11 protein-coding genes are annotated in these 11,694 nt (G+C 63.7%); 6 read left to right on the top strand and 5 right to left on the bottom strand.

The window, feature by feature from the left end; translation table 11 throughout:
* On the top strand, nt 1-270 hold the full coding sequence (gene rpsO / locus XH80_RS21765; protein ID WP_008540131.1) for a 30S ribosomal protein S15: 270 nt from the start codon (nt 1-3) through the stop codon (nt 268-270).
* 375 nt (nt 271-645) lie between these two features.
* Entirely contained in the window at nt 646-2,802 is a 2,157-nt protein-coding gene (pnp, locus tag XH80_RS21760) for a polyribonucleotide nucleotidyltransferase (protein WP_271600332.1), read from the top strand.
* 187 nt (nt 2,803-2,989) lie between these two features.
* Here pnp and katG read toward each other — a convergent pair whose 3' ends face one another.
* Nucleotides 2,990-5,155 (bottom strand): catalase/peroxidase HPI, encoded by a 2,166-nt coding sequence (katG, locus tag XH80_RS21755; RefSeq protein WP_271600331.1) that lies wholly within the window; start codon nt 5,153-5,155, stop codon nt 2,990-2,992.
* A 113-nt stretch (nt 5,156-5,268) separates the two neighbouring features.
* On the opposite strand from katG, the gene XH80_RS21750 reads away from it, so the two are divergent.
* From XH80_RS21750 to XH80_RS21740, 3 genes are read left to right on the top strand one after another with little or no spacing between them, the layout of a single operon-like run.
* Entirely contained in the window at nt 5,269-6,195 is a 927-nt protein-coding gene (locus XH80_RS21750) for a hydrogen peroxide-inducible genes activator (protein WP_271600330.1), read from the top strand.
* 7 nt (nt 6,196-6,202) lie between these two features.
* Entirely contained in the window at nt 6,203-6,667 is a 465-nt protein-coding gene (locus tag XH80_RS21745; RefSeq protein WP_271600329.1) for a GNAT family N-acetyltransferase, read from the top strand.
* Nucleotides 6,664-7,260, top strand: a complete 597-nt coding sequence (locus XH80_RS21740) for a glutathione S-transferase family protein (protein ID WP_271600328.1) — start codon at nt 6,664-6,666, stop codon at nt 7,258-7,260. Before XH80_RS21745 ends, XH80_RS21740 begins: the two co-directional genes overlap by 4 nt.
* Before the next feature lie 114 nt (nt 7,261-7,374).
* On the opposite strand, the gene fabI is transcribed toward XH80_RS21740, so the two are convergent.
* The 3 genes from fabI to fabA form a co-directional block, all read right to left on the bottom strand.
* Nucleotides 7,375-8,175 (bottom strand): enoyl-ACP reductase FabI, encoded by an 801-nt coding sequence (gene fabI / locus XH80_RS21735; protein ID WP_271600327.1) that lies wholly within the window; start codon nt 8,173-8,175, stop codon nt 7,375-7,377.
* 173 nt (nt 8,176-8,348) lie between these two features.
* Nucleotides 8,349-9,572, bottom strand: a complete 1,224-nt coding sequence (fabB, locus tag XH80_RS21730; protein ID WP_271600326.1) for a beta-ketoacyl-ACP synthase I — start codon at nt 9,570-9,572, stop codon at nt 8,349-8,351.
* Between the two features lie 39 nt (nt 9,573-9,611).
* Nucleotides 9,612-10,133 (bottom strand): bifunctional 3-hydroxydecanoyl-ACP dehydratase/trans-2-decenoyl-ACP isomerase, encoded by a 522-nt coding sequence (gene fabA / locus XH80_RS21725; protein ID WP_057752353.1) that lies wholly within the window; start codon nt 10,131-10,133, stop codon nt 9,612-9,614.
* A gap of 349 nt (nt 10,134-10,482) precedes the next feature.
* Here fabA and irrA point away from each other — a divergent pair, with 349 nt between their 5' ends.
* Nucleotides 10,483-10,971, top strand: a complete 489-nt coding sequence (irrA, locus tag XH80_RS21720) for an iron response transcriptional regulator IrrA (protein WP_057752350.1) — start codon at nt 10,483-10,485, stop codon at nt 10,969-10,971.
* 175 nt (nt 10,972-11,146) lie between these two features.
* On the opposite strand, the gene XH80_RS21715 is transcribed toward irrA, so the two are convergent.
* Complete coding sequence (locus XH80_RS21715; protein ID WP_057752347.1) at nt 11,147-11,677, bottom strand: SH3 domain-containing protein; 531 nt, start codon at nt 11,675-11,677, stop codon at nt 11,147-11,149.
* Nucleotides 11,678-11,694: the final 17 nt, after the last annotated feature.

Below are 11,694 nucleotides of genomic sequence, written 5' to 3'. Positions count from 1 at the left end.
ATGTCGATTGCCGCAGAACGCAAAGCGGAAGTCATCAAGACGAATGCCACCAAGGCCGGTGATACCGGTTCGCCCGAGGTTCAGGTCGCGATCCTGTCGGAACGCATCAACAACCTGACCAACCATTTCAAGACCCACGTGAAGGACAACCATTCGCGTCGTGGTCTCTTGAAGCTGGTCTCGACCCGCCGCTCTCTCCTCGACTATCTGAAGAAGAAGGACGAGGCGCGGTACAAGGCGCTGCTCGAGAAGCACAACATTCGTCGCTAAGAGTTCTTGCGCGCGCCACTGGCGCGCGTTTTTGCGCGTGATTTCGAGCGAAAGCGCTTATTGCAGGGTTTTTGATCGAGGCTCACGCGTAAGTCCGGTGTGAGCGATGTTTCGCATCCGGGGGCATGAGCAGCGAAGACCAAAGGTTCGGTGTTCGCGAACGTGCCGACTGACAGTCCAGCAGCAATCCGGCGGCTGGGCGCAACGGGCAAGGTGCCCGTATGACCCGAAAGGATGGACGCCATCCGACATCCAAAAACCATGGCAGGATCGCAGGACGCTGATCGCCCGCTCCGATCAGCGTCCTGCAATCTTGACATGGTTTTTGTTTTTCGAGCCGTCCCTTCTTTCGAGAACCCATGAAAGAAGACCTCTATGTTCAATAAGCATTCAGTCGAGATCGACTGGGGCGGACGCCCTCTCAAGCTCGAAACCGGCAAGATCGCACGCCAGGCCGACGGCGCCGTCGTCGCCACCTATGGCGAGACCGTGGTGCTCGCCACCGTCGTCGCGGCGAAAGCGCCGCGTGAAGGCGTCGATTTCCTGCCGCTGACCGTCGACTACCAGGAAAAGACCTACGCAGCTGGCCGCATTCCCGGCGGCTATTTCAAGCGCGAGGGCCGTCCGACCGAGAAGGAGACGCTGGTCTCCCGCCTGATCGACCGTCCGATCCGTCCGCTGTTCGTCGACGGCTGGCGCAACGAGACCCAGGTGATCGCCACCGTGCTGTCGCACGACATGGAGAACGATCCCGACATCGTCGCTCTCGTGGCCTCCTCGGCCGCGCTGACGCTATCAGGCGCGCCGTTCAAGGGCCCGATCGGCGCCGCCCGCGTCGGCTTCGCCAATGACGAGTTCATCCTCAACCCGACGCTCGACGAGATGGTCGACACCCAGCTCGACCTGGTCGTCGCCGGCACCGCGGATGCCGTGCTGATGGTGGAATCGGAGGCCAAGGAGCTGAACGAAGACATCATGCTCGGCGCCGTGATGTTCGGTCATCGCCACTTCCAGCCTGTGATCAACGCGATCATCGAGCTCGCCGAGAAGGCCGCCAAGGAGCCGCGCGAAGTCACCGTGATCGACAACGCCGCGCTCGAGAAGGAAATGCTCGGCCTCGTCGAGGCGGAGCTGCGCGCCGCCTACGCCATTCCGGTGAAGCAGGATCGCTACGCCGCGGTCGGCAAGGTCAAGGAGAAGGTGATCGCCCACTACTTCCCCGAAGGGCAGGAGCCGAAATACGACAAGCTGCGCGTCGCCGCCGTGTTCAAGGAGCTCGAGGCGAAGATCGTTCGCTGGAACATCCTCGATACCGGCAAGCGCATCGACGGCCGTGACGTCAAGACCGTGCGCAACATCGTCGCCGAAGTCGGCGTGCTGCCCCGCGCCCACGGCTCGGCGCTGTTCACCCGCGGCGAGACCCAGGCGATGGTCGTGACCACGCTCGGCACCGGCGAGGACGAGCAGTATATCGACGCGCTGTCGGGAACGTACAAGGAGACGTTCCTGCTGCACTATAACTTCCCGCCCTTCTCGGTCGGTGAGACCGGCCGCCTCGGCGGCACCAAGCGCCGCGAGATCGGCCACGGCAAGCTCGCCTGGCGCGCGATCCACCCGGTGCTGCCGCCGCATCACGAGTTCCCCTACACCGTGCGCGTCGTCTCGGAGATCACCGAATCCAACGGCTCCTCGTCGATGGCATCGGTCTGCGGCGCCTCGCTCGCGCTGATGGACGCCGGCGTGCCGTTGAAGCGGCCGACCGCGGGCATCGCGATGGGCCTGATCCTCGAAGACAAGCGCTTCGCGGTTCTCTCCGACATCCTCGGCGACGAGGACCATCTCGGCGACATGGACTTCAAGGTCGCCGGTACCGAAGCCGGCATCACCTCGCTCCAGATGGATATCAAGATCGAGGGCATCACCGAGGAGATCATGAAGGTCGCTCTCGGCCAGGCCAAGGAAGGTCGCATCCACATCCTCGGCGAGATGGCCAAGGCGCTCACCAACGCCCGCGCCGAGCTCGGCGAATACGCGCCGCGCATCGAGACCTTCAAGATCGCCACCGACAAGATCCGCGAAGTGATCGGCACCGGCGGCAAGGTGATCCGCGAAATCGTCGAGAAGACCGGCGCCAAGGTCAACATCGAGGACGACGGCACCGTGAAGGTCGCCTCCAGCGACGGCGAGGCGATGAAGGCCGCGATCAAGTGGATCAAGTCGATCGCGTCCGATCCGGAAGTCGGCCAGATCTATGACGGCACCGTCGTCAAGGTGATGGAGTTCGGCGCCTTCGTGAACTTCTTCGGTTCGAAGGACGGCCTCGTTCACATCAGCCAGCTCGCCGCCAACCGCGTGCAGAAGACCTCCGACGTCGTCAAGGAAGGCGACAAGGTCAAGGTCAAGCTGCTCGGCTTCGACGATCGCGGCAAGACCCGCCTGTCGATGAAGGTGGTCGACCAGACCACCGGCGAAGACCTCGAAGGCAAGGGCGGCGAGGGCGAGAAGGCTCCGCGCGAAGCAGCCGGCGAGTGATCGCTCAAGCCACGTCAGAAACACGAAGGGCGGCCGAGAGGCCGCCCTTTTTGTTTCGTCCGTTTTGATCAGGCCGTAGCCCGCATGAACCGAAGCGGAATGCGGGACCGGTCCCGGATTGCGCTGCACTCCATCCGGGCTACGGGAGCCACCTCTCCCGCAAGCAAGCGGGAGAGGCGCAACCGCCTCACGCCGCGATGTCGAACCGGTCGAGGTTCATCACCTTGGTCCAGGCCTTGGCGAAGTCGGCCACGAACTTCTGCTTCGAATCCGAGGTCGCATAGACCTCGGCGAAGGCGCGGAGCTGCGAGTGCGAGCCGAAGATCAGATCGGCGCGCGTGCCGGTCCACTTCACCGCATTGGTCTTGCGGTCGCGACCCTCATAGGAGCCGTCGGCCGCCGGCGTCCAAGCCGTGCTCATGTCGAGCAGGTTGACGAAATAGTCGTTGGACAGCGTGCCCACCTTGGCGGTGAAGACGCCGTGCTTCGACCCGTTCGCGTTGGCGCCGAGCACGCGCAGGCCGCCGACCAGCACGGTCAGCTCAGGCCCCGTGAGCTTGAGAAGCTGCGCGCGATCGACGAGCGCTTCTTCCTCCCGCAGGAACTGATGCTTCTTGCCGACATAGTTGCGGAAGCCATCAGCGCGCGGCTCCAGCGGCGCGAAGGAGGCCGCGTCGGTCTGCTCTTGCGAAGCATCCATGCGACCCGGCGTGAAGCCAACCTTGACGTCGACGCCGGCATCCTTCGCCGCCTTCTCGACCGCGGCGGTGCCGCCGAGGACGATGAGATCGGCGAGCGAGACCTTCTTGGCGCCTGAGGACGCGTTGAAGTCCTTCTGGATCGCTTCGAGCTTGCCGAGCACCTTGGAGAGCTGGGCCGGCTGGTTGACCTCCCAGTCCTTCTGCGGGGCAAGGCGGATGCGCGCACCGTTGGCGCCGCCGCGCTTGTCCGAACCGCGGAACGTCGAGGCCGACGCCCAGGCGGTCGAGACCAGCTCGGACACCGAGAGGCCCGAAGCCAGGATCTTGGCCTTCAGCGCGGCGATGTCCTGATCAGAGACCAGCTCGTGATTCACGGCCGGAATCGGATCCTGCCAGATCAGCGTCTCCTTCGGCACCAACGGGCCGAGATAGCGCTGGATCGGACCCATGTCGCGATGGGTCAGCTTGAACCAGGCGCGGGCAAAGGCGTCCGCGAACTGATCGGGGTTTTCCAGGAAGCGACGCGAGATCTTCTCATAGGCCGGATCGAAGCGCAGCGAGAGATCGGTCGTCAGCATCGTCGGGCGATGCTTCTTCGACTTGTCGAACGGATCGGGAATGATGGCGTCGGCACCCTTGGCCGTCCACTGGTTCGCACCGCCCGGGCTCTTCGTCAGCTCCCATTCGTACTTGAACAGGTTCTCGAAGAAGTTGTTGCTCCACTTCGTCGGCGTCGTGGTCCAGGTCACTTCGAGGCCGCTGGTGATGGTATCACCGGCGAGGCCGGTGGCATGCTTGCTCTTCCAGCCAAGGCCCTGATCTTCCAGCGCGCCCGCTTCCGGCTCGGCACCGACCAGCGACGGATCGCCGGCGCCATGGGTCTTGCCGAAGGTGTGGCCGCCGGCGATCAGCGCGACGGTTTCTTCGTCGTTCATCGCCATGCGGAAGAAGGTCTCGCGGATGTCCTTGGCCGCGGCGACCGGATCCGGCTTGCCGTTCGGGCCTTCCGGATTGACGTAGATCAGGCCCATCTGCACCGCGCCGAGCGGCTCGGCGAGCTGGCGTTCGCCGCTGTAGCGCTCATCGCCCAGCCAGGTGCCTTCCGGACCCCAATAGAGCTCTTCCGGCTCCCAGACATCGGCGCGACCACCGGCGAAGCCGAACGTCTTGAAGCCCATCGACTCCAGCGCGACGTTGCCGGCGAGCACCATCAGATCGGCCCAGGAAATCTTGCGGCCGTATTTCTGCTTGATCGGCCAGAGCAGCCGGCGCGCCTTGTCGAGGTTGGCGTTGTCAGGCCAGGAATTGAGCGGAGCAAAACGCTGCTGACCGGCACCCGCGCCGCCGCGGCCGTCGGTGATGCGGTAGGTGCCGGCGCTGTGCCAGGCCATGCGGATCATGAGGCCGCCATAGTGACCGAAATCGGCGGGCCACCATTCCTGCGAATCCGTCATCAGGGCGGTCAGGTCCTTGATGACCGCATTCAGGTCGAGCGTCTTGAATTCCTTGGCATAGTCGAACGCCTCGCCCATCGGATCGGACAGGCTGGAATTCCTGTGCAGCATGTCAATGCTGAGATTGGTGGGCCACCAGTCGCGGTTCGCTGGCACGCGTTTGCCGCCCGAAAACGGGCACTTCGAAGTGTCGTCCATGAATACCTCCTCTGGTGGCGTCCGACTGCGCCATTGACCAGGTCGAAGCACTCTAAGCGTCGCCTTCGATCAGGGGAAGTTGACTTTAATGATCGCTGCGATAGGTTTTTCTGATGATCAATCTGACGCTGCGCCAGCTGCGCTATTTCGACGCGCTCGCCCGCCATGGTCATTTCGGCCGCGCCGCGGAAGCCTGTTCCATCTCGCAGCCGGCCCTGTCGATGCAAATCAAGGAACTGGAGGAGGCGCTCGGCGGGCTGCTGCTGGAGCGCAGCGCGCGCCAGGTTGCGCTGACCCGGTTCGGCGAGGAGCTCGCCCAGCGCGTCCGCGACATCCTGCGCTCGGTCGATGAGCTCGGCGATTTCGCCCGTGCCTCGCAGAACCGTTTTGCCGGGCGCCTGCGCATCGGCATGATCCCGACGATCGCGCCCTATCTTTTGCCCAAGATCACCAAGAATCTGACGCGCATGCATCCGGAGCTCGATATCCGCGTGCGCGAGACGATGACACCGCGGCTGATCCAGGAGCTGGTCGAAGGGCGACTCGACACCGCGATCGTCGCCCTGCCGGTCTCCGAGCCCTCGCTCACCGAGGTCGCCCTGTTCGAGGAGAAATTCCTGCTGGTGCGGCCGGGCACGGATGCGGGCACCCCGGTGCCGTCGCGCGAGATGATGCGCGAGATGCGGCTGCTGCTGCTCGAGGAAGGCCATTGTTTCCGCGACCAGGCGCTGTCGTTCTGCAACATGCAGTCGGCGCCGCCGCGCGAGATGCTGGATGCGAATTCGCTGTCGACGCTGGTGCAGATGGTCAGCGCCGGCATCGGCGTCACCTTGATTCCGGAGATGGCGGTGTCGGTGGAGACGCGATCGGCGTCGGTGTCGCTGTCGCGCTTCCGCGACCCCGAGCCGTCGCGCACCATCGGCATGGTCTGGCGCAAGACCAGCCCGCTGGCGCGCCAGCTGCTGCAGATTTCCGAGGTGGTGTGTCTGTCGGCCGGCAAGGTGCGCGCGCGGCAGACCATGCGTGGGCAGAAGCCCTGAGTTGGTCATGCCCGATCTGATCATCCGCCCCGCCCGGGTCGACGAATATGACGAAATCGCTCGCGTCTGGATGGAGAGCTGGGTCTCGACCGGACTCGCCGAAGCCAGCGATTTCCTGCTGGCGAACCTGCGCGCCCGCGTCCGGCGCGAGATCGAGGACGGCTGGAGCCTGTTCGTCGCCGATGATCAGGGCACCATCGCCGCGATGCTGGCGCTGCATCTGCCAAAGCACTATCTCGACATGCTGTTCGTCGGGCCCGCCCATCAGGGACAATCGCTCGGCCGGAAGCTGCTCGCCTTCACGCGCACGCAAATGCCCGACGAGATCGACCTGCGCTGCGTTCGCGAGAACGAGAAGGCGTGGCGCTGGTATGAGCGCGAAGGCTTTGTGTTCGAGAAGGAAGAGGTCGAACCGTCGAACGGGTTCGTGATGAAATACTACCGTTGGGAGCGCAAAGGGAGCTCGCCATGATCAAGCTCTACTGGTCACCCCGCTCGCGATCGTTCTCGACGCTCTGGCTGATGGAAGAGAGCGGGCTGCCCTATGAACGGGTGCTGACCGACATTTCGACCGGCGCGCAGAAGGCACCGGACTATTTGAAGATCAATCCGATGGGCAAGGTGCCGGCGCTCAGCGACGGCGATGCCGCGCTCGGCGAAGCCGCGGCGATCTGCGCTTACATTGCCGACCGCTATCCCGAGACGAAGCTGGCGCCAGCGGCGACCGACCCGCGCCGCGCGCGCTATCTGCAATGGCTGTTCTTCTCGCCGAGCTGTATCGAGCCCGCGATCATCCAGATCTTCACCAAGATCGAGGTGCCGACCTCGACCGCGGCCTGGGGCAGCGCGACGCAGGTGTTCGACGTGCTGGAAGCTGCGCTCGACAAGGGGCCGTGGATTCTCGGCGAGGAATTTTCCGCAGCCGACATCACCATCGGCGCGGGCCTGAATTTCGCGGTGCGCCTGTTCAAGATGGTGCCGTCGCGCCCGGCCTTCGATGCCTATATCGCACGCTGCATTGCGCGGCCGGCGTTTCAGCGCGCGGAGAAAATTGCGGCGGGCTAAGCGAGCTCTCGTAGGGTGGGCAAAGCGCAGCGTGCCCACCACTTGGTTGCGATGATTGAAAGATCGTGGGCACGTCGCTGACGCTACTTTGCCCACCCTACGGCACTACGGCACCTACTCCGGCGCCTTCAGATCATCCGGCCTTGGCATCAGCACGATGTTATAGCCACTATCGACATAGTGGATCTCGCCGGTCACGCCGCCGGAGAGATCAGACAGCAGATATAGCGCCGAGCCGCCGAGCTCGTCGAGCGTGACGCCGCGACGAAGTGGCGAATGCTTTTGCATGAATGCAAACATCGCGCGCGCCTCGCCGATGCCGGAGCCGGCGAGCGTGCGGATGGGGCCGGCGGAGATCGCGTTGACGCGGATACCGCGCGGTCCGAAGTCGGAGGCGAGATAGCGCACCGAGGCTTCCAGCGCCGCCTTGGCGACGCCCATCACGTTGTAGTTCGGCATCGATCGCTCGGAAGCGCCGAAGGTCAGCGTGAGCATGCTGCCGCCGTCCGTCATCAGCTCGGCAGCGCGCTTTGCAACCTCCGTGAAGGAGAAGCAGGAAATCACCATGGTGCGCGAAAAATTCTCGCGGCTGGTGTCGGCATAACGGCCCTTCAGCTCGTTCTTGTCGGCAAAGCCGATGGCGTGGATGACGAAATCGAGCTTGCCCCATTTTTCGCGAAGCGCGGCGAAGGTCGCATCGACGCTGGCGATGTCCTCGACGTCGCAAGGCAGCACCAGCTCCACGCCGAGGGACTCCGCGAGCGGCTTGACGCGCTTGCCCAAGGCTTCGCCCTGGAAGGTGAAGGCAAGCTCGGCGCCGTGGGCATGCAGCGTCTTCGCCATGCCCCAGGCGATCGAATGATCATTGGCGATGCCCATGATCAGACCGCGCTTGCCTTTCATTAAGCCTTCCATTGCTTCTTAACTCCACCATTCGGTGTCATCGCCCGCCTCGTGCGCGCTTGCGCAGTGGGGCGGGCGATCCAGTATTCCAGAGACCGTCGTGAGAAATCGAGAAGCCGCGGCGTACTGGATGCCCCGCTCCCGTGCGCAATTGCGCACTAGGCGGGGCATGACAGCGTGCACCGTCACACGTCCATCCGGCTGAACACCAGCGTGGCGTTGGTGCCGCCGAAGCCGAACGAGTTCGACAGCACGGTGCCGATTTTGACGTTGTCGATGCGCTTGCGCACGATCGGCATGTCGGCAAACACGGGATCGAGCTCCTGGATGTGCGCGCTCTCGCAGATGAAGCCGTTGTTCATCATCAGCAGCGAATAGATCGCCTCCTGCACGCCGGTCGCGCCCAGCGAGTGGCCGGTCAGCGCCTTGGTCGCCGAGATCGGCGGGCACTTCTCGCCGGCGCCGAACACGCGACGGAGCGCTTCGATTTCCGGCGGGTCGCCGGCCGGCGTGGAGGTCGCGTGCGGGTTGATGTAGTCGACCTTGGTCTTCACCGTCGACATCGCCATGCGCATGCAGCGCTCGGCACCTTCACCCGACGGCGCGACCATGTCGTAGCCGTCCGAGGTCGCGCCATAGCCGACGATCTCGCCGTAGATCCGCGCGCCGCGCGCCTTGGCGTGCTCGAGCTCTTCCAGCACCAGCACACCGGCGCCGCCGGCGATGACGAAGCCGTCGCGGTTGACGTCATAGGGACGCGAGGCGGTGGCGGGCGTGTCGTTGTACTTCGAGGACATCGCACCCATGGCGTCGAACAGCACCGACAACGACCAGTCGAGCTCCTCGCAGCCGCCGGCGAAGATGACGTCCTGCTTGCCGATCTGGATCGTCTCATAGGCATTGCCGACGCAATGGTTCGACGTCGCGCAGGCCGAGGAGATCGAATAGTTCACGCCCTTGATCTTGAACCAGGTCGCAAGCGTTGCCGACGCCGTGGACGACATCGCCTTCGGCACCGCAAACGGACCGACGCGCTTCGGTCCCTTGCTGCGGGTGATGTCGGCGGCTTCGACGATGGTGCGGGCGGACGGACCGCCGGAGCCCATGATGATACCGGTGCGAATGTTGGAGACTTCGTCCGGCGACAGACCGGAGTCCTGGATCGCCTGCTCCATGGCGATGTGATTCCACGCGGCACCCTGGCCGAGGAAACGCATCGCACGGCGATCGACGACCGTCGAAGGATCGAGCGTGGGCGCACCTTGCACCTGCGAGCGGAAACCGAGCTCGGCATATTTCTCGGCCCGCGAAATGCCCGACTTCGCCTCGTGAAGGCTTGCAAGCACTTCCTGGGTGTTGTTTCCGATCGACGAGACGATACCCATCCCGGTGACCACAACCCGCCTCATGACAGCCTCGCCTAAATCGTTGTCTTCTTGGTGATGTGCTTAGCCCAGGCTCGTGCCCTGCTTGAACAGGCCGACCTTCAGGTCCTTGGCGCGATAAATAATCTGGTCGTCGACCGAAAGCCATCCGTCGGCAATGCCGAGCACCAGCTTTGAACGCATCACGCGCTTGATATCGACATTGTACACAACCTTGCGGGCCTCGGGCAGCACCTGGCCGCCGAACTTCAATTCGCTGAGGCCAAGCGCACGGCCGCGACCTTCGCCACCGATCCAGCCAAGATAAAAGCCGACCATTTGCCACAGCGCATCAAGTCCGAGGCATCCCGGCATCACCGGATCGTTCTTGAAGTGGCAACCGAAGAACCAGAGGTCGGCCTTCACGTCGAGCTCGGCGCGCACCAGGCCCTTGCCGAATTCGCCGCCATTGTCGTTAATTTCCGTGATGCGGTCGAACATCAGCATCGGCGGCAGCGGCAATTGCGCATTGCCCGGGCCGAACATCTCACCGCGGGCACATGCCAGCAAATCTTCGTATTCGTAACCGTTGCGCCTGTTCAGCATGCGGAAGCCTCTGTTTGAACCCCGATTGAGCGGCGTTTCTGGCAAAAATGGGCCCCGTCCTGCTCGGACGGCAACACCGATTGCCGTCCTCAGGCGCCAATACCGAGAGCCGGATCGGCCGCGGGCCGGGCCCCAATGCCTGGCCGCGCCAAAATCGGTTGGGCGGAACCGCGCGCTCTCTAACACAGGCCTTTTCGGGTAGCAAAGCCGTCCCATGAAGGTAAAATGACGGAGCTTCGGGCCGGTTCCTCGCTGATTAGAACCAGTCTAGTTGCGAGAAACTTGCATCTGCATCTATCTGTCCATATATTGCAGACAGATAGTGTTCACGCGTGCCCGAATTCTGGAAATGAGCGAAAATAACGCGATCCGTCACGACGAAGATGCCCATGCGGCCCTTCTGTCCGGCCGCCAGCCGGCCCTGACCGGCTGCCCCTGGCACGACGTCAACGAAATGCTGCAATCTGCCGGTCTGCGCCCGACGCGTCAGCGTATGGCGCTCGGCTGGCTGCTGTTCGGCAAGGGCGCGCGCCATCTCACGGCTGAAATGCTCTATGAGGAAGCGACGCTGGCCAAAGTGCCGGTCTCGCTCGCGACCGTCTACAACACGCTGAACCAGCTGACCGATGCCGGCCTGCTGCGTCAGGTCAGTGTCGACGGCACCAAGACCTATTTCGACACCAACGTCACCACCCACCACCATTACTACCTCGAGAACAGCCACGAGCTGGTCGATATCGAGGATCCGCATCTGGCGCTGTCCAAGATGCCGGAGGTGCCGGAGGGCTACGAGATCGCGCGCATCGACATGGTCGTGCGCCTGCGCAAGAAGCGCTGAAGCGGTCTTCAACTGCCAGTTAGATCGTCATGGCCGGGCTTGTCCCGGCCATTTCCTTTCAGCTCGTCATTCCGGGGCGGTGCGCAGCACCGAACTATGGTGCGCACTTGCGCACCTGAGAATCTCGAGATCCCGGGTCTGGCGCTTCGCGCCATCCCGGGATGACGCCTTCGGGTCAATTCACCTGCTCGTCGGCATAGACGCCCCAGAGGCGCTCCTGCTGGATCCAGCCGTCAAAGCCGTTGCCGGTGACGTGGCACCAGCTGGTGGTGCATTTTTTCACTGTCGCCACGACGCCGGCCTGGAGCTTTGCGGCCACCGCGCTGTCGGGATCGGCGCGGTCATAGATCGGCGCGAGCTCGTCCTTGTTCTTCATGGTGACCACCGCAGTGCGGCGTCCCGACAGCAGGGAGTGATAGACCCAGCCCTCGGCGCCTTCGGAATCGCGCACCCGGCGCCAGTTCTCGAACTCGGCGGTGATTTCGACCGGCAGGCCGGCACGGGTGTAGACCCAGGCCACATCATTGTCCTTGGTCGGGCCGGCGCGGACGTTGACGTGATCCGATTTGAGACTGACGTAGCGCGGCACCGGCAGGCCGCTGGCGGTCTGGGGCGTGGTGTCTTTGGCCGAGTGCGAGGGGCCGACCGAGGCGCTCCACCAGGTGCAAACGAGCGCCATCACCGAACAAAAACGCCCCAACGCCATCAACCGTCTCCTGTCGA

The organism is Bradyrhizobium sp. CCBAU 45384 (genome assembly GCF_028128665.1).
GTDB lineage: Bacteria > Pseudomonadota > Alphaproteobacteria > Rhizobiales > Xanthobacteraceae > Bradyrhizobium > Bradyrhizobium manausense.
This window is presented reverse-complemented; position numbering and strand designations above follow the sequence as displayed.

Bases quoted from the DNA above. Each gene is read 5' to 3' on its own strand.
- XH80_RS21745 (WP_271600329.1), top strand. From the start codon at position 6,203: ATGCCCGATCTGATCATCCGCCCCGCCCGGGTCGACGAATATGACGAA.
- irrA (WP_057752350.1), top strand. From the start codon at position 10,483: ATGAGCGAAAATAACGCGATCCGTCACGACGAAGATGCCCATGCGGCC.
- XH80_RS21715 (WP_057752347.1), bottom strand. From the start codon at position 11,677: ATGGCGTTGGGGCGTTTTTGTTCGGTGATGGCGCTCGTTTGCACCTGG.
- rpsO (WP_008540131.1), top strand. From the start codon at position 1: ATGTCGATTGCCGCAGAACGCAAAGCGGAAGTCATCAAGACGAATGCC.
- XH80_RS21740 (WP_271600328.1), top strand. From the start codon at position 6,664: ATGATCAAGCTCTACTGGTCACCCCGCTCGCGATCGTTCTCGACGCTC.
- pnp (WP_271600332.1), top strand. From the start codon at position 646: ATGTTCAATAAGCATTCAGTCGAGATCGACTGGGGCGGACGCCCTCTC.
- fabB (WP_271600326.1), bottom strand. From the start codon at position 9,572: ATGAGGCGGGTTGTGGTCACCGGGATGGGTATCGTCTCGTCGATCGGA.
- katG (WP_271600331.1), bottom strand. From the start codon at position 5,155: ATGGACGACACTTCGAAGTGCCCGTTTTCGGGCGGCAAACGCGTGCCA.
- fabA (WP_057752353.1), bottom strand. From the start codon at position 10,133: ATGCTGAACAGGCGCAACGGTTACGAATACGAAGATTTGCTGGCATGT.
- XH80_RS21750 (WP_271600330.1), top strand. From the start codon at position 5,269: ATGATCAATCTGACGCTGCGCCAGCTGCGCTATTTCGACGCGCTCGCC.
- fabI (WP_271600327.1), bottom strand. From the start codon at position 8,175: ATGGAAGGCTTAATGAAAGGCAAGCGCGGTCTGATCATGGGCATCGCC.